This window comes from Chimaeribacter sp. YP20170169 (assembly GCF_056739715.1).
In genome coordinates this window covers 953,173-979,116 of the sequence record NZ_CP176824.1, presented here as the reverse complement: position 1 = coordinate 979,116, position 25,944 = coordinate 953,173, and the positions used below count along the sequence as shown (strand labels likewise).

Sequence of the window (25,944 nt, the reverse complement as noted above, 5' to 3'; positions counted from 1 at the left end):
CCTAGTGGCGCGGCTCCGCCGGTTTGTCGGCGTCTTGCGGCGCCAGCACCTGCTCCTCGCCACGAAACAGCTCAATCACGCGGAACAGCAGGCTGAGGAAGATGCCGACGATGGTCGCCAGCGCCATGCCCTTCAGTTCGGCCGCGCCGATGTGCACCTTCGCGCCACTGACGCCGATGATCAGGATCACCGAGGTCAGAATCAGGTTCTGCGCGCGGTTATAGTCCACCTTGGACTCAATCAGCACGCGGATGCCGGAGGCACCAATCACGCCGTAGAGCAGCAGCGACACCCCGCCCATCACCGGCACCGGCACCGCCTGGATTGCCGCCGCCAGCTTACCGACACAGGAGAGCAAAATCGCCAGAATCGCCGCGCCGCCAATCACCCAGGTGCTGTAGACCTTGGTGATCGCCATCACGCCGATGTTCTCGCCGTAGGTGGTGTTTGGCGTCGAGCCAAAGAAGCCGGAGATCATGGTGGAGAGGCCGTTGGCGAACATGGAGCGGTGCAGCCCCGGCTCGCGCAGCAGGTCTTTCTGCACGATGTTGGCGGTCACCACCAGGTGGCCGACGTGCTCCGCGATCACCACCAGCGCGGCGGGCAGGATGGTCAGCATCGCCACCCACTCAAAGCGCGGGGTGTAGAAGGTCGGCAGCGCGAACCAGTGCGCCTGCCCGATCGGGGTGACATCCACCACGCCCATAAAGAAGGCGAGCGCGTAGCCCACCAGCACACCGATCAGGATCGGGATGATGGCGAGGAAGCCGCGGAACAGCACCGAACCCAGCACCGTCACCGCCAGCGTCACCAGCGAGATGGTGACGGTTTTGCCGTCCACCGCCGCGCCGTCTGCTGGCAGCAGCCCGGCCATGCCAGCCGCCACGCCTGCCAGCTCCAGGCCAATGACCGCGACAATCGCGCCCATCGCCGCCGGCGGGAACATCACGTTGATCCAGCCAATGCCGGCCTTCTTCACAATCAGCGCCACCACGCAGAACAGCGCGCCGCAGAGGATGAAGCCGCCGAGCGCCGTCTCATAGCCGAGCGGCAACAGCAGCAGCACTGGCGAGATGAAGGCGAAGCTGGAGCCGAGGTAGGCCGGGATCTTGCCCTTGCAGACAAACAGGTAGAGCAGCGTACCGATGCCGTTGAACAGCAGCACGGTGGCCGGGTTGATCTTGAACAGGATCGGCACCAGCACTGTGGCGCCGAACATGGCAAACAGGTGCTGGAAACTCAACGGAATCGTTTGCAGTAGTGGTGGACGCTCACTCACCCCGATGGCGCGACGGGTCATGGTTTCTCTCTCCAGGAAGGTCTTATTGACAGTGTGGTAAAAAAATCAAAAAAAAGCCGACTTCTCAGTCGGCTTAATAGCGTTACTTAGTACCAAATATTTTGTCGCCCGCATCGCCCAGGCCCGGGACAATGTAGCCTTTCTCATTCAGACGCTGGTCGATGGAGGCGGTGAACAGTTCCACGTCCGGGTGCGCTTTCTCCAGCGCGGCAATCCCTTCCGGCGCGGCCACCAGCACCAGCACCTTGATGCTGGTGCAGCCGGCTTTCTTCAGCAGGTCGATGGTGGCGATCATCGAGCCACCGGTCGCCAGCATCGGGTCTACCACCAGCGCCATGCGCTCTTCGATGTTGGAAACCAGCTTCTGGAAGTACGGCACCGGCTCCAGGGTCTCTTCGTCGCGGTAGACGCCAACCACGCTGATGCGCGCGCTCGGCACGTGCTCCAGCACGCCCTCCATCATGCCCAGACCGGCACGCAGGATCGGGACAACGGTAATCTTCTTGCCTTTAATCTGGTCAACTTCAACCGGCCCGCACCAGCCATTGATGGTGACCTTCTCGGTCTCCAGATCGGCGGTCGCTTCATAGGTCAGTAAACTCCCCACTTCAGAAGCCAGCTCACGAAAACGCTTGGTGCTGATGTCGTTCTCGCGCATTAAGCCCAGCTTATGTTTGACCAGCGGGTGTTTTACCTCAACGATCTTCATAATTATTCTCCCCTACGATGGTTGGCGGCCAAAAAAATCGCGAGATTATAACGCCTTTTTTTGGCCGCGCCAGCGCTAATCTCCTGATCGAGATCAACAGATTTTGATAAGTAGTATAGAAGGCAAAAGCGATTTCCCCTTCATAAGCTACTCGCAAACGTTTGCCTGGGCTGTTAGAATTGCGCCGCTCCATTTTAACCACCAATTGCAAACCGCCGTGGGGATTCAGCAGTGACCGACAAAACCTCTCTCAGCTATAAAGACGCAGGTGTGGATATCGATGCAGGTAACGCATTGGTAGACCGCATTAAAGGTGTAGTGAAACAGACCCGCCGCCCGGAAGTGATGGGTGGGTTGGGCGGTTTCGGTGCCCTGTGCGCGCTGCCGCAAAAATATCGTGAACCGGTACTGGTATCCGGGACCGACGGCGTCGGCACCAAGCTGCGTCTGGCAATGGATCTGAAACGCCATGACACCATCGGCATCGATTTGGTGGCCATGTGCGTCAATGACCTGGTGGTGCAAGGGGCGGAACCGCTGTTCTTCCTCGACTACTATGCGACCGGCAAACTGGACGTGGATACTGCGGCCAGCGTGATCACCGGCATCGCCGAAGGGTGCAAACAGGCCGGCTGCGCGCTGGTGGGCGGCGAGACCGCCGAGATGCCGGGCATGTACCACGGCGAAGATTATGACGTGGCCGGGTTCTGCGTTGGCGTGGTGGAGAAGTCCGAGATCATCGACGGCAGCAAGGTGCAGGATGGCGACGCGCTGATCGCGCTGGCCGCCAGCGGCCCGCACTCCAACGGCTACTCGCTGGTGCGCAAGATCCTCGAAGTGAGCAACACCGACGCCGCCACCGAGCAGCTGGACGGCAAATCGCTGGCCGATCACCTGCTGGCCCCGACCAAGATCTATGTCAAATCGGTGCTGAGCCTGATTGAGCAGCTGGAGGTGCACGCCATCGCCCACCTGACCGGCGGCGGCTTCTGGGAGAACATCCCGCGCGTGCTGCCAGCCAATACCCAGGCGGTGATTGACGAGGCGAGCTGGCAGTGGCCAGCGGTGTTTAGCTGGCTGCAACAGGCGGGCAACGTGAGCCGCCACGAAATGTACCGCACCTTCAACTGTGGCGTGGGCATGGTGATCGCCCTGCCCGCCGAGCTGGCGGATCAGGCGGTGGAACTGCTGAACGCCTCCGGCGAACAGGCGTGGAAGATTGGCCGCATTCAGGCCTCTGACGCGGCTGAGCAGGTGGTGATTGGCTGATGAAGCGGATTGTGGTGCTGGTCTCCGGCAATGGCAGCAATTTGCAGGCCATGATGGAGGCCTGCAAACAGGGACGTCTCCACGCCACCGTCGCCGCCGTATTCAGCAACCGCGCTGATGCCTATGGGCTGGAGCGCGCGCGTGACGCGGGCATTCCGGCCCATGCGCTGGATGCGCGCGATTTTGCTGGCCGCGAGGCGTTCGACGCCGCGCTGGCTGACAACATTGACGCCTACGCGCCCGATCTGGTGGTGCTGGCGGGCTACATGCGCATCCTGAGCGCGGGCTTTGTCCGCCACTACGCCGGGCGGATGCTGAACATCCACCCCTCTCTGCTGCCGAAATACCCCGGCCTGCACACCCACCGTCAGGCGCTGGCGAACGGCGATGCCGATCACGGCGCGTCGGTGCACTTCGTCACTGAAGAGTTGGATGGCGGCCCGGTGATCCTCCAGGCCAAGGTGCCGGTGTTTGACGGCGACAGCGAGGAGGATCTCCAGGCGCGCGTGCAGGTGCAGGAGCACCAGATCTACCCGCTGGTGGCCGAGTGGTTCGTCACCGGGCGGCTGGTGATGCGCGATGACGCCGCCTGGCTGGATGGCGAGCGCCTGCCCGCCGTCGGCCATGCGGCGGAGTAACCGCTCAGCGCCGGTAGAGCGGGCCGAACGTGCGGCAGGCACGGTAATCCTGCCCCTCGCGATCCATGCCGAGGGCTGACCACACGGACGGGCGGTAGATCTGCCCGTCCGGCACATTGTGCATACAGACCGAAATGCGCAGCATCGACGCCAGCGTAATGAAATCCGCCCCCACATGCCCGGCCGTCAAGACGCCGTGGTTTGCCCCCCACTTCTCCATCACTGACTGAAGATCCCGAAACGGCCCGGTGCCGGTCAAACGCGCGACAAACCAGGTGGTCGGCCAGGTCGGATCGGTGCGCTGGTCGAGCCTGTCATGCACCGCTGGCGGCAGATCCACGCTCCACTCCTCGGCAATCTGCATTACCGGCCCCACCCCGTGGATCAGGTTGATGCGCGTCAGGGTGAAGGGCACGCCGCCACAGGTCACGAACTGCGACGAGAACCCGCCGCCGGGGACGTAGTCACGCCGCGGCGGCGTCCATCGATCACCGGATGGATGCCGACCCGCGGCAGGGCTGTTCTGTTCATCGTTTCTCCTTGGCGAGCGCCGCCCTCCAGATCGAAAGCCGACAAAAGCCTTTGCTAACTCGAGTTAGCATTAAGATCCCTCCGCTGATTGCTCAATGCTTTTCCACGCATTCTGTGAGCCTTTTCACGCCCAATCCTGTCCGCCCTTTAGGCCACAATAGGTAAAAGGCATAATTATCATTATATTAAGCCGAAATTGTGCAGACGATCACACTCTGGCATCAAAGCGCTTGGCGAAATGCGGTGGGTAAAATAGCGTCAACACTACCAGCTAACTCGAGTTAGCCGCTATCAGGCGCATTGTGGCCCACTGGCGGGTGTGCTCGGTGACAAAACAAGGAGCCGTGATGAGTGATAACTATTTTCTGGGGGTGGACGTCGGGTCTGCCAGCGTGCGCGCCGCGCTGTTCAATGACACTGGCGAGAGGCTGGGCTGCGCCAGTCGGCCCATCTCCCAGTTCCACGCCAGCGGTGAACGGGTGGAGCAATCCTCCACGGAGATCTGGCAGGCGCTGTGCGCCGCAGTGCGCGAGGCGGTGTCGGCATCTGGCGTGCCCGTGGACGCGATCCGCGCCATCGGCTTTGACGCCACCTGCTCGCTGGTGGCGCTGGATGCCGATGGGCACGGGGTGGCGGTCTCACCGGGGGGCGAGCCGAGCCATGACATCATCATGTGGATGGATCACCGCGCCCTGAAGCAGGCCCAGCAGATCAATGCCAGTCAGGATCCGGCGCTGCGCTACGTCGGCGGCGAGGTGAGCGTGGAGATGGCGCTGCCGAAGCTGTTGTGGCTGAAGCAGCAGCACCCCACGGCCTGGCAGCGCACGCACCGCTTTTGGGATCTGGCGGACTTTCTGGTGTGGCGGGCCACCGGTGTGGAGGTGGCGAGCCTCTGCACCCTGACCTGCAAGTGGAACTACCTCGCGCACGAGGGGCGTTTCAGCGACTCGCTGCTGGCGGCGGCAGATCTGGCGGATCTGCGTGACAAGCTGCCCGCGCGCGTTGCCGGGGTGGCGACGGCGGCTGGCACCCTCAGCCCGCAGGCGGCCGAGGCGCTGGGGCTGACCACCCGCACCACGGTTGCCACCGGCATGATTGACGCCCACGCGGGCGGCGTGGCGCTGGCCGGGGCCGAGCCGGAGGGGACGCTGGCGCTAATCAGCGGCACCTCCAACTGTTTGATGCTCGCCAGCCGCCACGAGATCCACACCCCCGGCGTCTGGGGGCCATACTGGGGCGCGATGCTGCCGGAGTACTGGCTGGCGGAGGGCGGCCAGAGCGCGGCCGGTGCGCTGGTAGAGTGGACGCTCAGCGAGCACCACGCCTCCGCCGGGCTGTTCGCACAGGCCAAACAGCAGGGTTGCCATCCGGTGGAGATTGCCAATCAGTGGGTCGCCCAACTCGAGCAGGCGCAGCCCTGCCCCACCGCGCAGCTGCATGTGCTGGCAGACCACCACGGCAACCGCTCGCCCCGATCGCGGCCGGATGCGCGCGGCAGCGTCTGCGGCCTGACGCTGGAGCGTGGCGAGCAGGCGCTGGCGCGGCTCTACCTCGCCACGCTGCAGGCCATCGCCTACGGCACCCGCCACATCATTGAGGCGCTGGAGGCGCAGGGGCACCGGCCGCAGCGCATCGCGTTGTGCGGCGGCGCACGCCACAACCCACTGTGGCTGCGCGAGTACGCCGACGCTACCCAGCGCGACCTGCACCTGATTGCCGAGGAGGAGGCGGTGGCGTTGGGCGCGGCCATCTGCGGCGCAGTGGCGGCCGGTGCTTGGCCGGACATCGCCACGGCGGCACGCGCGCTGGTGCGGCCCGGCACGGTGATCCGCCATCGCCCCACTACCCTGCCCTTCCACCAGCGCAAATACCGCGTCTATCTGGCGATGTGGGAGCAACAGCAGGCGCTGGAGGCACTGATGCAGCAAGAAGCATGAGTTCACGCGCCATTTGCTTTAATCTGCTGGTTTTGATTGGCGAAAAGGATTGGGGCGCTTGAGATGGCGAAAACCGTGGAACAGATTGCGCAGGAGCTGAAACTCTCCGTCACCACCGTGCGGCTGGTGCTGGGGGGCAAAGCGGAGCGTTACCGCATCAGCGCGAAGACACAGGCGCGCATCCAGGAGCATGTGGAGCGCTACGGCTACACGCTCAACCATTCGGCGCGCAGCCTGAAGCTGAACAAAACCGATACGCTGGGGCTGATTGTGCCCAACCTCTCCAACGTGTTTTTTGCCACGCTGGCGGAGAAGCTGGAGCTGCGCTGCCGCCGCTCCGGCTACCAGCTGGTGATCAGCTGTACCTACCATGACGTGGACTACGAGAACCGGCTGGTCAAGGCGTCGATTGCCCGCAACATCGACGGTCTGTTCGTGGTGCCCTCCACCCTTGAGAACCAACAGCACCACCTGCGGCAGATGAAAAAGCCGCTGGTGTTGCTGGATCGTGACTTTGGCTACAGCGACAACGCGCTGGTGGAGAGTGACAACGCCGCCAGCGGGTTGCATCTGGCGCAGGCGATGCTCACCGCCCACGACGCGCCGCTGTGGTTTCTGGCCGGTGACGCCGCGCTGCCCAGCATCGCTGACCGCATCGCCGGCTACCGGCAGGCGCTGGCCGCGCGCGACCTCAGCGAAGAGTGGCTGCTGGCCGGCGAGGAGAACACGCCGCCGGGCGGGTATGCGCTGATGCGCCAGCTCATTGCCCAACACGGGGTGCCGCAGGCGTTCATTGCCTCGTCACTGCCAGTGCTGGAGGGGGCAATCAGCGCGCTGCGTGAAGAGGCGGGCGGGGTGCCACCCGCCATCCATATCGGCACCTTTGACGAGCACCCGATGCTCAGTTTCCTCGCCAACCCCGTCTGGTCGATGCAGCAGGATGAAGATGCCTGGGCGGAGAAGGCGTTTGGACTGATGCAGCGCGCTCTGGCCGGTTCCCCGGCCAGAGAGAGGGTACGGGTGGAGATGAAGCCGGTTATCCGGCGGCGTTGAGTCAGCCGCTGCCGTGGATGTCGGCCAACCGCACCGTTTCACCGGCCGGGATCATCCAGTAATCCTGATTCCGGCCACTCTGATCCCCACTGGAGAGTCGCCCGCTGTGGGCGTCCCTGATTTGGCTTAGCGTGTGTAAAAGACCTGCGCGCTCCGCTGGCCTCCTGCTCTCCTCACCTGATAATGGATCCGGTAAGGGCGACCACACCGGTGCCTCGACAACCTGACACCCACCGCCCTTTGCTAACTCGTGATAGCAAGTTAATGAGCACGTGCTTCGCTGACAGGGTGATTTGGCGGGGAGTGTAACAGGGGTCGTGGTGGCGGCGTTAAGCCAATGATTCTCTGGGGAAAGAAAGAAATCTGCGCCAGTGTTGCATGAATTTTTTTGCATCACTGGCGCGGATGATTTCGTGCGGTCAGCCAAAGCGGCCGGTGATGTAATCTTCGGTGCGCCGCTGGCGTGGTGAGGTGAAGAGTGTGTCGGTGTCGCCATACTCCACCAGCACCCCTTGGTGGATGAAGGCGGTGTAGTCCGAGACGCGCGCCGCCTGCTGCATGTTGTGCGTCACCAGCACCACGGTAAAGCGCTGCTTCAGCGCGCCAATCAGCTCCTCAATCGTCAGGGTGGAGATGGGATCAAGCGCCGAGGTCGGCTCATCCAACAGCAGCACCTCCGGCTCAATGGCGATGGCGCGGGCGATCACCAGCCGCTGCTGCTGGCCGCTGGAGAGCCGCAGGGCGTTCTCCTTCAGCCGATCCTTCACCTCGTGCCACAGCGCCGCCGAGCGCAACGCCGCTTCCGCCGCCTGATCGAGCAGCCGCCGGTCGCGCACGCCCTGCACCCGCAGCCCGTAGACCACGTTCTCATAGATCGATTTGGGGAAGGGATTGGGCCGCTGGAACACCATCCCCACCCGCCGCCGCAGCGCGCTGACGTCAAGCTCGCCATCGTTGACCAACGCGCCATTCAGGCGGATATCCCCCTCAATGCGGCAGGGATCGAGCAGGTCATTCATCCGGTTGAAGCAGCGCAGCAGCGTGGACTTGCCGCAGCCGGAGGGGCCAATCAGCGCCGTCACCCGGTTGCGCGGGATGCGCAGCGAAATGTTATACAGCGCCTGCTTCTCGCCGTACCACAGGTTCAGCTTCTGCACCTCCAGCGCGGTGTCGGCGTCGCTGAGCTGGGAAATATCCGGCAACGGCGTGTCCGGCAACAACGATCTCATCTCTCTCTCGCCGCCGGGCCTACAGGCCCAGCGTGCGGAATTTCTCTCGCAGTGAGTGGCGCAGCCCCATCGCCACCAAATTCAGCCCCACCACAATCAGCACCAGCAGCAGCGCGGTGGCGTAAACCAGCGGTTGCGCTGCCTCCACGTTCGGGCTTTGCAGCGCCATGTCATAGATCTGGAAGCCAAGGTGCATAAACTTACGATCCAGATGCAGGTAGGGGAAGATACCATCCACCGGCAGCGCTGGCACCGACTTCACTACCCCCACCAGCATCAGCGGCGCGGTTTCGCCAGCGGCGCGGGCGATCGCCAGGATCATGCCAGTCAGCATCGCGGGCACCGCCATCGGCAGCACGATGCGCCAGAGCGTCTGCGCCTGACTCGCCCCCAGCGCCAGCGAGCCTTGCCGCAGCGCCACCGGGATGCGTGACAGCCCCTCTTCGGTGGCGACAATCACCACCGGCAGGGTGAGCAGCGCCAGCGTCAGCGCCGCCCACAGCACCCCCGGCGTGCCGAAGGTCGGGTCGGGCAGCGCCTGCGGGAAGAACAACCGGTCGAGGGAGCCACCGACGCCATACACCAGAAAGCCGAGGCCAAACACCCCATAGACAATCGACGGCACACCGGCCAAATTGACCACCGCCACCCGCAGCAGCCGGGTGAGCCAGTGGCGGCCAGCGTACTCATGCAGGTAGATGGCGGCCACCACGCCGAGCGGCATCACGATGATCGACATCAGCACCACCATCAGCACCGTGCCAAACAGCGCCGGGAAGACGCCGCCCGCGGTGTTGGAGGCGCGCGGATCCTCGCTCAAGAAGGCCCAGATGGCACGCGCGGTGTGCAGCAGCTTCTGCGGCAGGCTCATGGCGTTCGGATACCAGGCGTTGTGCACCTCGTTCAGCGGCAGGGTATGCAACTGACCAGCGGCGTCACGCAATAGCAGCGCGTCGCGCCGCCGCTCCTGATTGATGCTGTCGAGTTGGGCGGTCAAGCGGCTGAAGCTGTACTCCAGCTCAATGCGCTCAGCGCGCAGGCGCGACACCGCGCGCGCATCCAGCTGGTCATGCAGCGCCAGCCGCCGCTCCTCCAGCCGCAGCGCCTCAAAGCGGTGGTTGACCCGTGCCAGATCGTGGTGTTGCAGGCGGTAGGCGCGGGCGGCCAGCGCACGGTTCTCCGGCACCCGGCGCAGCAACTCCTCCGCCAGATTGCGCGCCACCAGCGGCTGGCCATTTTCCAACATGCCCGCCAGCGTGCCGTAGGCCAGCCCGCTCTCCTCGCGGTCGAGCACCAGCACCTCTGGCGGCGCACGGCGCGCCGTGACATCCGCCTCATCCAGCAGCACAAACTCGCGCGCCGCTGGCGAGGCCGCTGACAGGTCGCGGTTGCCGGTCTTGACCAGCAACCGCCGCAGCGTGGGCGGGGCATCCGCTGGCAGCGTGACACCGGCGTCAATCAGCTGCTGGCGCGGCACCGACGGCCGGGCGTACAGCTCGCCAAGCAGCTGGTTCTGGCCCGCCAGCGGCGCACGTAGGGTGAACTGCCAGACGTCGGCTGGCCAGAAGCTGCGCGCCCCCTGCCCTGCCAGCAGCAGGATGATGCCAGCCAGTGCCAGCACGCTGGCCGCTACCGCCGCCGCGGTGAGCCAGATCCAGGGCGAGCCTGAGCGCCACCAACGTCTCATGCGCCCTCCTGGTTCTGGCTATAGCGCGCCCGCAGCCGCTGGCGGATCAGCTCCGCCACGGTGTTCAGCACAAAGGTAAACAGGAACAGCACCAGCGCGGTCAGCATCAGCACCCGATAGTGGCCGCTGTCGGCTACCGCCTCCGGCAGTTCAATCGCGATGTTGGCGGAGAGCGCGCGCAGCCCCTGCAACAGGCTGCCATCCATCACCGGCGTGTTGCCGGTCGCCATCAGCACAATCATCGTCTCCCCCACTGCCCGGCCAAAGCCAATCATCAACGCGGAGAAGATGCCGGCGGCGGCGGCTGGCACAATCACCCGGCGCAGCGTCTGCCACGGGGTCGCCCCCAGCGCCAGCGAGCCTTGCCCAAGCAGCGGCGGCACGCTGAACAGCGCATCCTCCGCCAGCGTAAAGATCACTGGCACCAGCGCAAAGCCCATCGCGATGCCCGCCACCAGCGTGTTGCGCGGCTGGTACTCCTCCCCCAGCCACTGGGCGAACGGCATACCAAACAGCATTTGCTCGAACCACGGACTGCCGTGGCACACCAGCCAGGTCACCAGCGCCAGCAGCGGCAGCAGGCAGAACACCTCCTGCCCGGCGCTACGCCAACGCTGGCGCACCGCCAGCACACTGCCCAGCAGCGCCACCGCCGCCAGCAGCCACGGCAGCAGCAGAATGCCGAGCAGCACATGTTGCAGCAGCGGGGCCAGCCAGACGCCAGCAATCAGGCCAATCACCACCGTCGGCAGGGCGCCCATCACCTCCAGCGCCGGTTTCACCAGCCGCCGCAGGCGCGGGGTCATGAACCACGCGGTGTAGGCCGCGCCGCCCAACGCCAGCGGCGCGGCGAACAGCATGGCGCAAAGCGCCGCCTTCAGGGTGCCGATAATCACCGGCACCAGGCTGAATTTGGGCTGGTAGCCCTCCGCCGCCGAGGTGGTCTGCCAGACGTAGGCTGGCTCCGGGTAGCCCTCATACCACACCTTCTGCCACAGGGTGCGCAGGCCGACGTCCGGATAGGGGTTGGTGACATGCAGCGAGAGCCAGCCGCCCGGCTGCTCCACCAGCAGCCCGTCGCCGAGCGGCGCGAAGGCCAGCCGCTCGGTCGCCGCCGGTAGCGCATGGTGCAGCTGCGGCCGCGTCTGTACCGTGGAGTTGAGCGTCATCTGCCCGTGGGCATCCAGCGCCACGAACACCCGGCGCGAGGTTTCGGCCGCCACGCGCACCACGCCCTGCGGCTGGAAGTCACGGATCTTCTGCAGCACCGGGCCGTTCGGGCCAGCGACGTCAAACCACTGGGAGAGCTGGCCGCCCGCGTTGACCAGCAGCGAATTGCCGCCGCTGAGCAGCGTCACGCTCACCGGGTCGCGCTCGGCCAGCACCACCGTCTGGCGCAGGCGCAGGGTGGCGCGGTCCAGGGCGTAGATCTGCATCAGCGGGCCGCTCTGCACAAACAGCAGCCGGCCATCGGGGGTCAGGGCGAGGGTGTCAGGCAGCGCCGCCAGCGGCAGCGTCTCTTCGCGCCCGCTGGGCAGGTCGCGCACCCACAGGCGGCGATCGGCAGTCACCGCCGCCAGCCGGGTGGCCTGCCCCTCGCCCGCCGCCAGTGCCAGTTTCACCAGCGGCTGGCCCGCCGGGTCAACCACCTGCGGCGTGCGGCCAAGCGGGAATGACCAGCTCGGGCCGTGGTGCGGCAGCGGCATCAGCGGTGTCACCAGCGTCACGCGGCCATCCTGGCCGCCAAGGGCATACATCGGCTGCGCACCGGCGTTGCGCGCCAGCGAGGCCAGCGGCGCAGCGGCGAGCGACGTGGTGAGCGGCGCCTCCTCGGAGGGGGTCAGCCGGATAAAGGTGCCCTGCCCGGCGCTGTCGAGGCGGTAGCCCCAGCGCCGATCCGGCAGCGTGCCGATGGCCAGCGACGGCGTGGAGGTGTCAACACGCAGCGTCACTGGCTGGTTGACGCACACCGTGCGGAACAGCGGCCAGACGCTGTAGAGCAGGTAGATGAAGATCAGCATCAGGGCCAGCAGCACCAGCATGCCGCATCCGGTCACGGCATAGCGCACCAGTCGATCGGTGCGGGCGCGGCGGCGGTCTGAAGAGAGAGGTAGGTCACGTATATGCACTGCCCGTCCTGCATAAAAAGTAAAAATCCCTGTGGGTTGCGGCCCCCATTTCATCATGCAAAAGCCGCGATTGACCGCGCATCTTAAGACAGTTTTATGAACATTGCATGACAATGTTAACTCTCGATCTTTATTGGACTTTCGCGCATTTCTCTCGCCATAATGGGCCTGGAGACACGGTGCTAAGCGACCGGCCGCCCTGGCCTGGAGACCGTGATTCAACCTGATTCCCCCTAAAACATCGTATGCCGTTCAGGCATCCCCGTTCCGGCCCCCAGGGAAATGTCAGGCTCAATGAATGGAGTGATAATGGGACAAGAAAAACTATACATCGACAAAGAGCTGAGCTGGTTATCCTTCAATGAAAGGGTATTGCAGGAAGCGGCAGACAAGTCCAACCCCCTGATCGAAAGGATGCGGTTTCTCGGCATTTACTCCAATAACCTGGATGAGTTTTACAAGGTGCGCTTTGCCGATCTGAAGCGGCGCATTTTGATCAGCGAGGAGCAGGGATCGGTCGGCGCGTCCCGCCACCTGCTGAAGAAGATCCAGTCCAAGGTGCTGAAGACCGAGCTGGAGTTTGACAACCTCTACAACGACCTGCTGCTGGAGTTGGCGCGCAATCAGATCTTCCTGATCAACGAGCGCCAGCTCTCTGAAAACCAGCAAAATTGGCTGCGCCACTACTTCAAGCACCAGTTGCGCCCCTACATCACCCCGATCCTCATCAACCACGACACCAATCTGGTGCAGTTCCTGAAGGATGATTACACCTATCTGGCGGTGGAGATTATCCGGGGCGAGCAGGTGAACTACGCGCTGCTGGAGATCCCGTCGGACAAGGTGCCGCGCTTCGTGGATCTGCCGCCGGAAGCCCCGCGCCGCCGCAAGCCGATGATCCTGCTGGATAACATCCTGCGCAATTGTCTGGATGAGATCTTCAAGGGCTTCTTCGACTATGACACGCTGAACGCCTATTCGATGAAGATGACGCGCGACGCCGAGTACGATCTGGTGACGGAGATGGAGTCCAGCCTGCTGGAACTGATGTCCTCCAGCCTCAAGCAGCGCCTGACGGCGGAGCCGGTGCGCTTCGTCTATCAGCGCGACATGCCGGATGAGATGGTGGATCTGCTGTGCGAGAAGCTCGGCATCTCCAACTATGACTCCGTGGTGCCGGGCGGCCGCTACCACAACTTCAAAGATTTCATCGGCTTCCCGAACGTTGGCAAGGCCAATCTGGTCAACCGCCCGCTGCCGCGCCTGCGCCACGTCTTCTTTGACCGTTTCCGCAATGGCTTTGACGCCATCCGCGAGCGCGACGTGCTGCTCTACTACCCCTACCACACCTTCGAGCACGTATTGGAGCTGCTGCGGCAGGCCTCGTTCGACCCGAGCGTGCTGGCGATCAAGATCAACATCTACCGGGTGGCGAAGGATTCGCGCATCATCGAGTCGATGATCCACGCCGCCCACAACGGCAAGAAGGTGACGGTGGTGGTGGAGTTGCAGGCGCGCTTCGATGAGGAGGCGAACATCCACTGGGCGAAACGGCTGACCGAGGCGGGGGTGCACGTCATCTTCTCCGCGCCGGGGCTGAAGATCCACGCCAAGCTGTTTTTGATTTCGCGGCTCGAGAACGACGAGATCGTGCGCTACGCGCACATCGGCACCGGTAACTTCAATGAAAAAACCGCGCGCATCTATACTGACTATTCGTTGCTGACCGCCGACCCGCGCATGACCAACGAGGTGCGCCGGGTGTTCAACTTCATTGAGAACCCCTACCGGCCAGTGACCTTTGATCACCTGATGGTGTCGCCGCAGAACTCGCGCCGGATGCTCTACGCGCTGATTGACCAAGAGATCACCAACGCCCAGTCCGGTGGCCGCGGTGGCATTACTCTGAAAATCAACAACCTGGTGGACAAGGGGCTGGTGGATCGCCTCTACGCGGCCGCCAACGCCGGCGTGAAGATCCGCCTGCTGGTGCGCGGCATGTGCTCCCTGATCCCCGGCCTGCCGGGCGTCAGCGAGAATATCCAGGTGATCAGCATCGTTGACCGCTTCCTCGAGCATGACCGGGTGTATGTGTTTGAGAACAATGGCGATCACAAGGTCTACCTCTCCTCGGCGGACTGGATGACGCGCAACATCGACTACCGGATTGAGGTGGCGGTGGGGCTGCTCGATCCACGCCTGAAACAGCGGGTGCTGGACATCCTTGAGCTGCTGTTCAGTGACACTGTCAAAGCGCGTATTGTTGATAAAGAGTTGAGTAACCGGTATGTTCCGCGCGGCAACCGCCGCAAGGTACGGGCGCAGACCGCCATTTACCATTACTTAAAGAACCTGGAACAGCCAGAGAATCAGGCCTGAGACTATGCCCTTACATCAAATTCCCTCGACCAAGCCACAGGAAATTGCCGCCGTTGATCTCGGCTCCAACAGTTTCCACATGGTGATTGCCCGCATCGTCAACGGGGCGTTGCAGGTGCTGGGGCGCCTCAAGCAGCGCGTGCACCTGGCCGACGGTCTGGACAGCAACCATGTGCTGAGCGAAGAGGCCATGCAGCGCGGCCTGACCTGTCTGGCGCTGTTTGCCGAGCGCCTGCAGGGCTTCTCGCCGGACAACGTCACCATTGTCGGCACCCATACCCTGCGCGAGGCGGTCAACGCCGAGGAGTTCCTGCGCCGCGCCGCCGAGGTGATCCCCTACCCGATTGAGATCATCTCCGGGCAGGAGGAGGCACGCCTGATCTTCATGGGCGTCGAGCACACCCAGCCGGAGAAGGGGCGCAAGCTGGTGGTGGACATCGGCGGTGGCTCCACCGAACTGGTGATTGGCGAGGACTTCGAGCCGCTGCTGGCGGAGAGCCGCCGCATGGGCTGCGTCAGTTTCGGCCAGCTCTTCTTCCCGCAAGGGGAGTTGAGCGCCCACCACTTCAACCGCGCGCGGCTGGCGGCGGCGCAGAAGCTGGAGGCGCTGGCCTGGCAGTACCGCATCCAGGGCTGGCAGTACGCCCTTGGCGCTTCCGGCACCATCAAGGCCACCGTGGAGGTGCTGGTGGAGCTGGGCGAGAAGGATGGCCTGATCACGCCAGAGCGGCTGGAGATGCTGGTGGCGCAGGTGCTGAAGTTCAAGAACTTCAAGTCGCTGAGCCTGCCGGGGCTGTCGGAGGATCGCAAGACCGTGTTTGTGCCGGGGCTGGCGATCCTGTGCGGCGTGTTTGACGCGCTGGCGCTGAAATCGATGCGCCTGTCAGGCGGCGCGCTGCGCGAGGGGGTGCTGTATGAGATGGAGGGTCGCTTCCGCCATCAGGACATCCGCAGCCGTACCGCCCGCAGTCTGGCCGACCACTACAACATCGACCGCGAGCAGGCGCGCCGGGTACTCGACACCACCCTGCAGCTCTATGCGCAGTGGCAGGCGCAGCACCCGAAGCTGGCGCACCCGCAGCTGGAGGCGATCCTGAAGTGGTCAGCGATGCTGCATGAGGTGGGGCTAAGCATCAACCACAGCGGTATGCACCGCCACTCCGCCTACATTTTGCAGAACACCAACCTGCCCGGCTTCAATCAGGAGCAGCAGACGCTGCTGGCGGCGTTGGTGCGGCTGCACCGCAAGGCGATCAAGCTGGAGGAGCTGCCGCGCCTCAACCTGTTCCGCAAAAAGGATTATGTGCCGCTGATCCAGCTGCTGCGCCTCGGCGCGCTGCTGAACAACCAGCGCCAGTCCACCACCACCCCCGAGTCGCTGCGGCTGGAGTGTGACGATAACCACTGGACGCTCTATTTCCCGGCCGGTTACCTGTCACAAAACATGCTGGTGCAGCTCGACGTGGAGCGCGAGCAGGCCTACTGGGATGACGTCACCGGCTGGAAACTGCACGTGGCCGAGGAGCTGCCAGCAGGCGATGGAGCCTGACCGGCCAAAAACGGGGCGGGGCCAGCGGGCCGCGCCCTTTTTTTCTTGCCCCTCGCATGGTTATTTTTTAATCTATACCCTCCCGATTTACCGGAGGAGCCGCCCGCGACGCCTCCCTGGCCCCCGGAGACCCTATGCGACGACGAACCAACGTCCGAATGACCAAAATTGTGCTGGCTATCAGTTTCATCATCCTGTTCGGACGCATGATCTACGCCGGAATCGGCGCCATCTCCCACCATCAGGACAAGCAGCAGTCTGCGGTGTCCGTGCTCACCAGCGAGACGGCTTCCCGCTCCAACCCACCCTGACCCCGCGCCCGCCTGCCCTGAGGCAGCGCAGCCCGCCTGCATGTTCTAACCTTACTCTATCCCGGTGAAGGGAGATTGCGCCGCGCGCGCCATATGAAAAGGGAAAAACATGTCTGCCGCCAACCACAACACTAAAAAACTTGCGGAAACCCGCAGCCGCATCATGGGGCTGCTATTAGGGAACCGGGATCTGGTGGAGGATCTGCTCGGCATCCGGCCCGACGACGCGCCGCCGCCCGACCCGGCCCAGCTTGACCACACCGCCGAGATCCAGACGCTGCTGCGCGGCCTGCACGCCGCCGACCTTGCTGACCTGCTGGAGGCGCTGCCGCTGGATGAGCGACTGGCGCTGTGGGGGCTGGTGGAGGATCACGCCATGCGTGGCCGGGTGCTGGTGGAGGCCAGCGAGACGGTCTGGGACAGCCTGATCGCCGAGATGAGCGACCGCGATCTGCTGCGGGCGATGGCGACACTAGACATTGATGAGCAGGTCTATCTGGCAGAGTACCTGCCGCGTAACCTCACGGGCCGGGTGCTCACCTCGCTGGCGCCGGACAAGCGCGCGCAAGTGCGCGAGGTGATGAAGTTTGACCGCGATACCGTTGGCCGGGTGATGGATTTTGAGCTGGTGACGGTGCGGCCGGACGTGACGCTCGGCACGGTGCACCGCTACCTGCGCAAGCTGGGGCGGATGCCAGACGCCACCGACAAGCTGTTCGTCACCGATCGCCACAATAAGCTGCTGGGCGAGCTGCCGCTCACCGCCATCCTGCTGCATCCGGCGGAGACCGAGGTGGCGGCGCTGATGGATGCCGATCCCACCACCTTCACCCCCGATGAGCAGGCGGAGGACGCCGCCAGCGCCTTTGAGCGTTACAACCTGATCACCGCGCCGGTGGTCGATGCCAAGGGCAAGCTGATGGGGCGGCTGACGGTGGAGGAGATCCTCGACATCGTCAACGAGGAGAGCGAGAACAACATGCGGCGCATGGGCGGCCTGAGCCAGGAGGAGGATGTCTTCGCGCCAGTGGGCAAGGCGGTGCGCAACCGCTGGGCGTGGCTGGCGATCAACCTCTGCACCGCCTTTATCGCCTCGCGGGTGATTGGGCTGTTTGAGCACACCATCTCCGAGCTGGTGGCGCTGGCGGCGCTGATGCCGATTGTCGCTGGCATCGGCGGCAATACCGGCAACCAGACCATCACCATGATTGTGCGGGCGCTGGCGCTGCACCAGTTGCAGGGCGGCAGCTACTCCTTCCTGCTGATGCGCGAGCTGGGGGTGGCGCTGATCAACGGGCTGGTGTGGGGCGGGCTGATGGGCATCATCACCTGGCTGCTCTACCATGATGCGGGCATCGGCGCGGTGATGACGCTGGCGATGGTACTAAACCTGCTGGTGGCGGCGCTGATGGGGGTGATAATCCCGATGCTGATGGTGCGGTTTGGCCGCGACCCGGCGGTCGGCTCCAGCGTGATGATCACCGCCATCACCGACACCGGCGGCTTCTTCATCTTTTTGGGGCTGGCCACGCTGTTCCTGCTGTAAATGCCAGCCCGGCAGCCGCCGGGCGGCACATTTATCTGCCGGAAAGATTCTTAACTCTTATTTCCTGCGATAATATTATTTAATTGATAAATATTTCTACAGTTTACCGCCCCCTGCCGGGGCCGGGCTTGTGACCCGCGCGTGCATAAGGCTTCGATGTGGAAACCAACCTGAATACCCTGCCAGCCCGCCCGCCGAGGATGCGCTGGCGTACCCTGGCGGCCCTGACGGCGCTGGTATTTGCCCTCGCCCTGTTTTGCCTGCGGTTCACGGTGGTGCAGGGGCTGATCGTCTCGCTCTGGCTGCCGACCGCGCTGATGATCGCCCTGCTCTACCGCTTCCCGCAGCGCGACTGGCTGGCGCTGCTGCTCGGCTCCGCCGGGGCGATGGCAGCGGCCAACAGCCTGTGCGGCGTGCCGCTGGCCTTCTTCCTGCCGCTGACGCTGATCAACGTGGCGGAGTCGCTGCTGGCGGCCACGCTGCTGCGCCGGCTGCTGCCCGGCCCCGATCCGCTCGGCAGTGTCGGCAACTGGATCACCTTTGTGCTGGCGGCGGTGGTGTTCACCCCCTGCGTCAGCGCGCTGGTGATGGTGCTGCCGCACCTCGGCACCGCGAGCGCCGAGCTGATGCCGGAGCGCTTTCGCATCTGGTTCCTCTCCGAGGCGCTCGGCATCCTGACCGTCACCCCGATTGGCCTGCTGTTCCGCCCCACGCCGTGGCGGCAGCTGCTGCGCTCGCCGCGTCTGCCGGAGGTGCTGTTCATGCTGGCCGTCACGCTCGGTGCCAGCTATCTGGTGCTGTTCTGGCTGCCCTACCCCTTCGCCTTTATCTCCATCGCCTTGCTGACCGCCTCGATCCGCCTGCAACGGCTGGAGGCGCTGCTGATCTTCTTCGCACTGACGGTGATGGTCACGCTGCTGATCGCCAGCGGGCAGATTGTGCACATCCGCTACCTCGACTACACGCCGCTGCTCAACTATGTGCCGCTGCTGCTGATCCTGCTGCCAGCCAATGCCATGACCATCATGATGCACCGGCTGAAGGTGGAGCGGGCGCACATCGAGGAGAGCGAGAACCGCTTTCGCAACGCGATGGAGTTCTCCGCCATCGGCATGGCGCTGGTATCGCCGCAGGGGCACTGGCTCCAGGTCAATCAGGCGCTCTGCTCGCTGCTGGGTTACCGCGCCGAAATCCTGACGCAGATGAATTTCCAGGAGCTGACCCACCCGGATGATCTGGCGGCGGATCTGGAGATGATGCAGGCGCTGCTGGCGGGACGCATCCACAACTTCACGCTGGAGAAGCGCTACCGCCGCCGCGACGGCGAGATGGTGTGGGCGCGGCTGGCGGCCTCGGTGGTGCGTGATGGCGAGGGGCGGCGGCCGCTCTACTTTATCGCCCAGATTGAGGACATCAGCAGCCTGAAGCAGACCGAGGCGGCCAACAACCGGCTGACCGAGGCGCTGCACGAGGAGAAGGAGCGGCTGCGCATCACGCTCGACGCCATCAACGAGGCGGTGATCTGCACCGACCGCAACCAGGCGGTGATCTTCATGAACCCGGTGGCGGAGAAGATGACCGGCTGCCGGATGCGCGAGGCGCAGGGGCGGCACATCGATCGGGTGGTAAGCCTGACGCGTGGCTTCGATGGCCCGCCGGTCGCCAACCTGCTGCCGTTCGACAGCAACGAGAGCCTGCACTCCTCGATTGAGCAGTCGCTGGTGCTCAACGGCCCCAACGGCGAGGCGTATGAGATCCAGCGCGCGCTCTCGCCGCTCAAGACCCTCAATCAGGAGCCGATTGGCATGGTGCTGGTGTTGCAGGATGTCAGCCGCTCCCGCGAGTTGATGCGCAAGCTGAGCTACAACGCCTCCCACGACATGCTGACCGGCCTGCCCAACCGATCGCACTTTGAGCGCGAGCTGCACCATGCGCTGATGCTGACTGCCAACGAGGGGCAGCGGCACGGGCTGGCGTTCCTTGACCTCGACCGCTTCAAGGCGGTGAATGACACTGCCGGCCACGCGGCGGGCGACGAGCTGTTGAAGCAGCTTAGCCAGTTGATGTCCGCCAACCTGCGCCCCACTGACCTGCTCGGGCGGCTGGGCGGCGACGAGTTCGGCATCCTGCTGCCAGATTGCGATCTGGCGCAGGCGCGCGAGGTGGTGGGCCGGGTGGTGCAGCGCATCAACGACTTCCGCTTCTACTGGGAGGAGAAACTCTACCGCATCGGCGCCAGCGCCGGGGTGACGCTGATTGATAATCCGCAGGTTTCGGCCAGCGAACTGATGTCGCAGGCGGACGTCGCCTGCTACGCCGCCAAGCACGGTGGTCGCGGGCAGGTGGTGGTCTATCAGGCGCGCCAGCAGTGGCTGCTGGAGAAAAACAGCGTGCTGCTCTCCGCCGCACAGGTCACGCAGATGCTGACGAACAACCAGCTGACCCTGATGGCGCGCGCCGCCGCGCCGCCCAAGACACCGCTCTCCACCTGCTTTTACACCCTCTCGGCGACCATGGCCGCTGGCGAGGAGAGTGGCGCGACCCACGAGGCGTTCCACACCACGGTGGCGCTGCTGGGGCTGGAGGCGGAGGTGGATCGCTGGCTGGTGCAGCAGGTGCTGCTGGCCTCCGGCCCGGCGTTGGCGCGCAAGGGGCTGACCGTGGCGCTGCCGCTGAGCGCCGGTGGCGTGCTCAGCCCGGCGCTGCATGAGGCGCTGTTTGAGGCGCTGGCGCAGAGCGCCCTGCCCCCTCGCGGCTACTGTTCACGCTGGAGGAGCAGGTGTTGCTGCACCATCGGGCACAGGCCGAGGCGCTGCTCCACCGCCTGAAGCAGCAGGGGTGCGGCGTCATCCTCACGCAGGCGGGCCACCAACTCAACGCGCTGGGCGAACTGCCGGCCGGGCTGGTGGACTACCTGAAGCCGGACGCGCGCTTTATCAGCCAGATCCACAGCAACCAGATGGATGAGATTCTGGTGAACATCCTGCACGGCACCGCCCACCGGTTGCAGGCGCAGACGCTGGCCGGGCCGGTCAATCTGGCCGCCGCGCAGCAGAAGCTGGTGGAGATGGGCATTGACCTGATTGAGGGCGAGGTGGTCGCGCCGCCGCAAACGCTGGAGAGCCTGCTCGCCAGCGGCTACTTTGCCATGCGCTAGACGCTGCCCTCTGGCACCCAGTCGGCGGCGTGCCACAGGTGCAGCGTGGCGTAGGAGCGGAACGGCCGCCAGCGGGCGGCGTAGCGCACGATTTGTCCTGGCGTCATGCCGGGGAAGCGCTGCTTGATCAGGTAGTCGGTGGTGAGGAACAGGTCACGGGCGGCCCAGGCGCGCATGGCGATATAGTTGGCCGTCCACGGGCCGATGCCTGGCTGCGCCAGCAGGTCGCGCATTCCCACCTCCACCTCCGGCACCGCATCCACCTCCAGCGCCCCCTCCGCCACCGCGCGTGAGAGCGCAATCAAACAGGCCGAGCGCCGCGCCTGCACGCCGATGGCGCGCAGATCATCCACCGTCAGCGTTGCGATGCGCTCAGGCGTCGGGAAGAGGCGGTCAAGCTGGCCGAGGGCTGCGCCAGCGGCTCCCCCAGCGCGCCGCCAGCCGCTCGGTGAGGGTGGCCGCCATCTTGACGCTCACCAGCTGGCCGAGGATGCCGCGCACCGTCTGCTCATAGCCATGCACCGATCCCGCCAGCCGCAGCCCTGGCCGCGCCGCCGCCAGCGGCCCCAGCACCGCGCCAATCGCCTGCGGGTCGGCATCCAGATCCCACTGCCGCCGCACGCGCCGTACCACCTCATCGCGCCACGGCCAGAGCGACACCGACACCCGCAGCGCCAGCGCTGCCTCCCCGGCAGCGGCGACACCTGATAGCAGCCCGGCACGCCTTCGATACGCAGGGTGCGCTGGTAGTGCATGGCGTCGCTGGCCTCCACGCCAGCAATGGCACGGGTACGCAAAAAACCCTGCACCAGCGCCCAGTCAAACGGCGGAATATAGGGTAAAGGGATAATATCCGGGTGCCATTGCAGCTCAACCGTCACGTGCGCGCCTCCTGTATCGCAAAACCTTCAGTTAAGACGCTGCCCGCAGGGGCGTCAATGTGGGGGTTTCAAATCAGGGTCTTATACCCCTCCAGCATCCTGACGGTTTTCGCCAGGCCCACTTGAAGCAGCGTGAAGAGAAACGCTTCGGCAGTAAATGGCGGATGTTTCAGCGAGGCGCGTTGCGCACTAACCGCCTACAATGCCCGGGCGCAGCTCAGGTCAATGATGTCCGAGATAAACTCATCGGGATGGATCGCCTCAATGCCAAACTGGCTGAGGTAGCTGGCAGGGAAATCCTGAAGGTTAAAGGTGACGATCAGTTCGGTATTGGCCTTAATGGCCGCCGCCAGCACATGGCGGTCATCCGGTCAGGCAGATCCAGCCCGGCAATCAGCGCCTCATAGCCAATGATCTCGGTGTCCGGCAGCGCCTGATTCATCAACTGCTCTATCCGATCCAGTTTGCTGGGTTCAATATCTTTTCGCTCCCTGAGCAGCCCACGTTTCCACTCCTGCTGGATGGTGGCCGTCCACTTGGGTTGGTAGAGGCCGTGCAACCCCAGATGCATCAGCAGATCGCGCAATCTGGCGGGATACAACACACAGGCATCAAGCATGACCGGATAGGGCGAGTGCATCATCAATAGATAGCCAAATCCTGTGAAAGTCTGGCCAACTCATCCATCGCGCTGGCACTCTCGGCATCCCGCTGCTGTTTGAAGGCCATCAGGTCAGCAAAGCGAATGCGGCGGTGGCGGCCGGTTTTATGGAAGGGGATCCGCCCCTGCTCAAGGAGTTTGACCAGGTGGGGCCGGGAGACCTTCAGCAAATTGGCCGCCTCCTGGGTGGTCAGCTCCGCGTGCACCGGCACCACCTGCACCGCGTTGCCATTCGCCAGCTCGCCTAAAATCTCCACCAGCATCTTTAGCGCGGAGACCGGCAGCTCCACGCTATGGGCCGGGTTCTCGGCGTTGACCAACGCAAATTGCCGCGACTCCAGCCGGGTCGCCAAAATGGCCGAAAGCTCGCGGTAGCCTTTTTCTGCTAACTGGCTCTCATGCACTTCCGGCAGGCTGAGATCCGACAAGGGGGGTGTACTCATCATGATTTCCTCTCTCTATTGCCCCCAGATCATTCGAAATAAACGAAACACCCAATCGGCGCGGTGTCCGGTACGTGGTTTCTTTGATCACCGCCAAAAAAAGCGCCTTGCGGCGCTTGGGTTATTCGAAGCTGTAGGCCAGCGTCAGGCCGCCGCCCCAGTTGCGGCCGGGGGCGGGTTCGTAGTAGCGGCCATTGCTCTCGTTGACGATCACCGAGCCAACGTAGTTGCGGTCAAACAGGTTATCGACGCGACCAAAGACGTCCAGCAGCCAGTTGCCGTGGCGGAACTTGTAGCCGGTATTGAGCGCAGTGACCGCATAGGAGGGGGCCTGCTCGCTGTTCTCGTCATTGACCTCAATGTCGCCCATGTAGCGGATCTCCGCCCCGGCGTACCACCCCTCTTCCGGTGCCCAGGCGAGGGAGGCGTAGCCCATGTTGCGGGCGATGCCCGGCAGGCGGTGGCCCGCGGTGGCGGTGCAGCCGCTGTCGTTGCAGGCGTCGTCGCGGTAGGTGGCGTCCAGCAGCGTCCAGGCCATATTCAGCTTCCACGCCTCGCCAAACTGCTGGTCGAGCGCCAGCTCCGCGCCGCGGCGGCGGGTTTTGCCAGCGTTGGTGTAGCTGGTGCGGCCGTTGCTGCTCTCATCCACCACAATCTCATTCTGGGTGTGGGTCTCAAACAGCGCGGCGGTGAACAGCCCATAGCCGATGCGCGCCTTGCTGCCCAGCTCCACGCTGTTGCTGGTGGCGGGTTGCAGGCCGACGTTCAGCCCGGCCTGGCTCTCGCCGTTGGCGGTGCTGCTGCGGTAAGAAAGCTCATTGATGGTCGGCGTCTCCATGCCGCGCCCGGCGGAGGCGTAGAGGTTCCAGCCCTCATTCACCGCGTACTTGATCGAACCGGCTGGCAGCCACTTGTGGTAACGGGCGTCGCCGCTGTCATCGCCGTTCTGCGCCGTGACGTAGTGGTCGTTGGAGTCAAACCGCACCGTGGTGTAGCGCACCCCGGCATCCAACGTCCACTTTGGCGTCAGTTGCCAAGAGGTTTGCAGGTAGGGATCGAGGTTCCACATCAGGTTGCGCTCGTCGCGCCGCAGGTTGCCGCGCGTGCCCAGCTCGGTCACGCCATCCTGCACGGTGTAGTTCTCATACCCCTTGCGCTGCTCGGTCACCGTCTCATAGTCCAGCCCGCCGGTCAGCGTCACCGGCACCAGCCACTCGTCGCGGTGCGTCCAGCGGGTGTCGATGCCCTGATAGTGGCGCGTCAGGTCAATCACCCCACCGGCGTTCAGCGGGTTGGCCTGCGCCGCCACCGGGATCGACTGGTACTGCACCGTCTCGCGCTCACCGGCGTAGGCCATGATGCTAAGATCGTCGCGCTCACTCATCTCGCGCTGGTAGCGCAGCCCGCCCTGCGTCTGTTTAGTGGTTTTGCGGGTGTTGAACTGCTCAGCGCGCGTCGCCTGCCGTGGGTTCTCCTGCCACTGCGCGCGCGTCAGGCCGCCGGGGTCATCGGCATCAATGTCCACGCTGTTGAAGATTAAGGTCAGGGTGCTGACGTCATTGATGCGCACGCCGAGCTTGGCGTTGCCGAGGTTCTTCTGCGCGGCGCTGTGGTCGCGGTAGCCGTGGGTGGTGAAGCGGGTGGCGGAGACCAGATAGTTGACGTCGCCGGCCTGGCTGCCATCCCCCGTCGCGCCGCTGGCCTTCACGCCGTAGCGCCAACTGCCGTAGCTACCATAGTAGAGGCCTGCCTCCAGCGTGTCGGGCTGCTGGCCGGTGAGGCTGGTGATGTTCACCACCCCGCCGGAGGCGTTGCCATAGAGCGCCGAGAAGGGGCCGCGCAGCACCTCTACCCGCTCGACCGAGTTCAGGTCAATGTTGGAGGTGTAGCCCTGCCCGTCTGGCATGGTGGCCGGAATGCCGTCCACGTTGATGCGCACACCGCGCACACCATACATCGACCGCGCGCCAAAGCCGCGCACCGACAGTTGCAGATCCTGCGCGTAGTTCTGGCGGTTCTGCACCTGCAAGCCCGGCACGCCGCCCAGCCCCTCGGACAAGTTAATCTCTGGCCGCGCCTGACGGAACGACGCGCCGTCCACCACGCTGACCGCGGCCGGAGTGTCCAGCTCCGACAGGCCCGCCGGGGCCGGGGTGGCGGTAACCACCATCGTCTGTTCAGGGGCGTCGCCCTCTGCGGCCTGCGCCGCCCAAGGCAGCAGCGCCGGGATCACCAGCGAGCAGGCGGAGCGTAGTGTGTACGGTGTTTTTTTCATGACAGGTCATCGCGCCAAAAAGGGGTAAAGGCCGGAGGCATGATCGGCGGCGCAGGGTAAACCACGGGTTAATGCCTTCAAACCTCTGGCATTTTCTTTCGTAGCCGCGCGGGCAGAACTCCGGTGCGTTGCCCGCCCCCTGGCCACATCGTTGGCGTGGCTTTCCCAGCAGAAAGGGGGAAGGTATCAGCAGTATAGGAGGTGATGGGCATCCGGGCGGGGCTATTTTCCCGGCGCGGTGGGCGGACGGCGGGTTTGGC

21 protein-coding genes and 2 pseudogenes are annotated in these 25,944 nt (G+C 64.4%); 10 read left to right on the top strand and 13 right to left on the bottom strand.

What is annotated here, in order from left to right; all coding sequences use genetic code 11:
• Window position 1 precedes the first annotated feature (1 nt).
• Together uraA and upp are read right to left on the bottom strand one after the other, a co-directional pair.
• A complete protein-coding gene (gene uraA / locus ACK3SD_RS04470) occupies window positions 2-1,300 on the bottom strand; it encodes a uracil permease (RefSeq protein ID WP_137762451.1) in 1,299 nt (432 codons plus the stop codon).
• Window positions 1,301-1,382: 82 nt separating this feature from the next.
• Window positions 1,383-2,009, bottom strand: a complete 627-nt coding sequence (upp, locus tag ACK3SD_RS04465) for a uracil phosphoribosyltransferase (RefSeq protein ID WP_137762450.1) — start codon at window positions 2,007-2,009, stop codon at window positions 1,383-1,385.
• 231 nt (window positions 2,010-2,240) lie between these two features.
• Between upp and purM the strand changes: the two genes are divergently transcribed.
• Window positions 2,241-3,278, top strand: coding sequence for a phosphoribosylformylglycinamidine cyclo-ligase (gene purM, locus ACK3SD_RS04460; RefSeq protein WP_137762449.1), 1,038 nt, complete (start codon window positions 2,241-2,243; stop codon window positions 3,276-3,278).
• Window positions 3,278-3,916 carry a phosphoribosylglycinamide formyltransferase gene (purN, locus tag ACK3SD_RS04455; protein WP_481126902.1) on the top strand — a complete coding sequence of 213 codons (639 nt, stop codon included), beginning with the start codon at window positions 3,278-3,280 and terminating at the stop codon, window positions 3,914-3,916. The genes purM and purN overlap by 1 nt, the downstream gene beginning before the upstream one ends.
• 4 nt (window positions 3,917-3,920) lie before the next feature.
• Here purN and fucI read toward each other — a convergent pair.
• Window positions 3,921-4,379 (bottom strand): annotated as a pseudogene (gene fucI, locus ACK3SD_RS04450) (L-fucose isomerase); the annotation flags it as partial.
• Between the two features lie 415 nt (window positions 4,380-4,794).
• On the opposite strand from fucI, the gene ACK3SD_RS04445 reads away from it, so the two are divergent.
• Both ACK3SD_RS04445 and ACK3SD_RS04440 read left to right on the top strand, forming a co-directional pair.
• Window positions 4,795-6,384 carry an FGGY-family carbohydrate kinase gene (locus tag ACK3SD_RS04445; protein ID WP_481126901.1) on the top strand — a complete coding sequence of 530 codons (1,590 nt, stop codon included), beginning with the start codon at window positions 4,795-4,797 and terminating at the stop codon, window positions 6,382-6,384.
• 63 nt (window positions 6,385-6,447) lie between these two features.
• The gene (locus tag ACK3SD_RS04440) at window positions 6,448-7,437 is read left to right on the top strand and encodes a LacI family DNA-binding transcriptional regulator (protein ID WP_481126900.1); all 990 of its coding nucleotides are present in this window, start codon (window positions 6,448-6,450) and stop codon (window positions 7,435-7,437) included.
• A gap of 419 nt (window positions 7,438-7,856) precedes the next feature.
• On the opposite strand, the gene pstB is transcribed toward ACK3SD_RS04440, so the two are convergent.
• The 3 genes from pstB to ACK3SD_RS04425 are packed head-to-tail and all read right to left on the bottom strand — an operon-like array spanning window position 7,857 to window position 12,482.
• A complete protein-coding gene (pstB, locus tag ACK3SD_RS04435; RefSeq protein ID WP_481126899.1) occupies window positions 7,857-8,666 on the bottom strand; it encodes a phosphate ABC transporter ATP-binding protein PstB in 810 nt (269 codons plus the stop codon).
• A 19-nt stretch (window positions 8,667-8,685) separates the two neighbouring features.
• Window positions 8,686-10,353, bottom strand: a complete 1,668-nt coding sequence (gene pstA, locus ACK3SD_RS04430) for a phosphate ABC transporter permease PstA (RefSeq protein ID WP_137762441.1) — start codon at window positions 10,351-10,353, stop codon at window positions 8,686-8,688.
• Window positions 10,350-12,482, bottom strand: a complete 2,133-nt coding sequence (locus ACK3SD_RS04425; RefSeq protein ID WP_481126898.1) for an ABC transporter permease subunit — start codon at window positions 12,480-12,482, stop codon at window positions 10,350-10,352. Before ACK3SD_RS04425 ends, pstA begins: the two co-directional genes overlap by 4 nt.
• A gap of 309 nt (window positions 12,483-12,791) precedes the next feature.
• Between ACK3SD_RS04425 and ppk1 the strand changes: the two genes are divergently transcribed.
• The 6 genes from ppk1 (at window position 12,792) to ACK3SD_RS04395 (ending at window position 21,424) form a co-directional block, all read left to right on the top strand.
• A complete protein-coding gene (gene ppk1, locus ACK3SD_RS04420; protein ID WP_481126897.1) occupies window positions 12,792-14,861 on the top strand; it encodes a polyphosphate kinase 1 in 2,070 nt (689 codons plus the stop codon).
• Window positions 14,862-14,865: 4 nt separating this feature from the next.
• A complete protein-coding gene (gene ppx / locus ACK3SD_RS04415; RefSeq protein WP_481126896.1) occupies window positions 14,866-16,410 on the top strand; it encodes an exopolyphosphatase in 1,545 nt (514 codons plus the stop codon).
• A gap of 134 nt (window positions 16,411-16,544) precedes the next feature.
• Window positions 16,545-16,721 carry a YfgG family protein gene (locus ACK3SD_RS04410; RefSeq protein ID WP_137762438.1) on the top strand — a complete coding sequence of 59 codons (177 nt, stop codon included), beginning with the start codon at window positions 16,545-16,547 and terminating at the stop codon, window positions 16,719-16,721.
• A gap of 109 nt (window positions 16,722-16,830) precedes the next feature.
• A complete protein-coding gene (mgtE, locus tag ACK3SD_RS04405; protein ID WP_137762437.1) occupies window positions 16,831-18,267 on the top strand; it encodes a magnesium transporter in 1,437 nt (478 codons plus the stop codon).
• Between the two features lie 158 nt (window positions 18,268-18,425).
• Entirely contained in the window at window positions 18,426-21,095 is a 2,670-nt protein-coding gene (locus tag ACK3SD_RS04400) for a diguanylate cyclase domain-containing protein (protein ID WP_481126895.1), read from the top strand.
• Entirely contained in the window at window positions 21,047-21,424 is a 378-nt protein-coding gene (locus tag ACK3SD_RS04395; RefSeq protein WP_481126894.1) for an EAL domain-containing protein, read from the top strand. The genes ACK3SD_RS04400 and ACK3SD_RS04395 overlap by 49 nt, the downstream gene beginning before the upstream one ends.
• Here the strand turns inward: ACK3SD_RS04395 and ACK3SD_RS04390 are convergent.
• From ACK3SD_RS04390 to pqqU, 7 genes and pseudogenes are all read right to left on the bottom strand, one after another.
• Entirely contained in the window at window positions 21,421-21,777 is a 357-nt protein-coding gene (locus tag ACK3SD_RS04390) for a hypothetical protein (protein WP_481126893.1), read from the bottom strand. The two genes, ACK3SD_RS04395 and ACK3SD_RS04390, sit on opposite strands and share 4 nt — an antisense overlap.
• Before the next feature lie 40 nt (window positions 21,778-21,817).
• Window positions 21,818-22,233: pseudogene (locus ACK3SD_RS04385) on the bottom strand (AlkA N-terminal domain-containing protein).
• 140 nt (window positions 22,234-22,373) lie between these two features.
• A complete protein-coding gene (locus ACK3SD_RS04380) occupies window positions 22,374-22,478 on the bottom strand; it encodes a hypothetical protein (protein ID WP_481127491.1) in 105 nt (34 codons plus the stop codon).
• 24 nt (window positions 22,479-22,502) lie between these two features.
• On the bottom strand, window positions 22,503-22,661 hold the full coding sequence (locus ACK3SD_RS04375; protein WP_481126892.1) for a hypothetical protein: 159 nt from the start codon (window positions 22,659-22,661) through the stop codon (window positions 22,503-22,505).
• On the bottom strand, window positions 22,625-22,948 hold the full coding sequence (locus tag ACK3SD_RS04370) for a hypothetical protein (RefSeq protein ID WP_481126891.1): 324 nt from the start codon (window positions 22,946-22,948) through the stop codon (window positions 22,625-22,627). The genes ACK3SD_RS04375 and ACK3SD_RS04370 overlap by 37 nt, the downstream gene beginning before the upstream one ends.
• On the bottom strand, window positions 22,948-23,409 hold the full coding sequence (locus ACK3SD_RS04365; RefSeq protein ID WP_481126890.1) for a helix-turn-helix domain-containing protein: 462 nt from the start codon (window positions 23,407-23,409) through the stop codon (window positions 22,948-22,950). Before ACK3SD_RS04365 ends, ACK3SD_RS04370 begins: the two co-directional genes overlap by 1 nt.
• 121 nt (window positions 23,410-23,530) lie before the next feature.
• Complete coding sequence (pqqU, locus tag ACK3SD_RS04360; protein ID WP_481126889.1) at window positions 23,531-25,684, bottom strand: TonB-dependent receptor PqqU; 2,154 nt, start codon at window positions 25,682-25,684, stop codon at window positions 23,531-23,533.
• Between the last annotated feature and the right edge of the window lie 260 nt (window positions 25,685-25,944).

What these genes read in the sequence shown, in the direction of transcription:
- uraA (WP_137762451.1), bottom strand. Translation starts at nt 1,300, where the DNA reads ATGACCCGTCGCGCCATCGGGGTGAGTGAGCGTCCACCACTACTGCAA.
- upp (WP_137762450.1), bottom strand. Translation starts at nt 2,009, where the DNA reads ATGAAGATCGTTGAGGTAAAACACCCGCTGGTCAAACATAAGCTGGGC.
- purN (WP_481126902.1), top strand. Translation starts at nt 3,278, where the DNA reads ATGAAGCGGATTGTGGTGCTGGTCTCCGGCAATGGCAGCAATTTGCAG.
- ACK3SD_RS04445 (WP_481126901.1), top strand. Translation starts at nt 4,795, where the DNA reads ATGAGTGATAACTATTTTCTGGGGGTGGACGTCGGGTCTGCCAGCGTG.
- ACK3SD_RS04440 (WP_481126900.1), top strand. Translation starts at nt 6,448, where the DNA reads ATGGCGAAAACCGTGGAACAGATTGCGCAGGAGCTGAAACTCTCCGTC.
- pstB (WP_481126899.1), bottom strand. Translation starts at nt 8,666, where the DNA reads ATGAGATCGTTGTTGCCGGACACGCCGTTGCCGGATATTTCCCAGCTC.
- pstA (WP_137762441.1), bottom strand. Translation starts at nt 10,353, where the DNA reads ATGAGACGTTGGTGGCGCTCAGGCTCGCCCTGGATCTGGCTCACCGCG.
- ppk1 (WP_481126897.1), top strand. Translation starts at nt 12,792, where the DNA reads ATGGGACAAGAAAAACTATACATCGACAAAGAGCTGAGCTGGTTATCC.
- ppx (WP_481126896.1), top strand. Translation starts at nt 14,866, where the DNA reads ATGCCCTTACATCAAATTCCCTCGACCAAGCCACAGGAAATTGCCGCC.
- ACK3SD_RS04410 (WP_137762438.1), top strand. Translation starts at nt 16,545, where the DNA reads ATGCGACGACGAACCAACGTCCGAATGACCAAAATTGTGCTGGCTATC.
- mgtE (WP_137762437.1), top strand. Translation starts at nt 16,831, where the DNA reads ATGTCTGCCGCCAACCACAACACTAAAAAACTTGCGGAAACCCGCAGC.
- ACK3SD_RS04370 (WP_481126891.1), bottom strand. Translation starts at nt 22,948, where the DNA reads ATGATGCACTCGCCCTATCCGGTCATGCTTGATGCCTGTGTGTTGTAT.
- ACK3SD_RS04365 (WP_481126890.1), bottom strand. Translation starts at nt 23,409, where the DNA reads ATGAGTACACCCCCCTTGTCGGATCTCAGCCTGCCGGAAGTGCATGAG.
- pqqU (WP_481126889.1), bottom strand. Translation starts at nt 25,684, where the DNA reads ATGAAAAAAACACCGTACACACTACGCTCCGCCTGCTCGCTGGTGATC.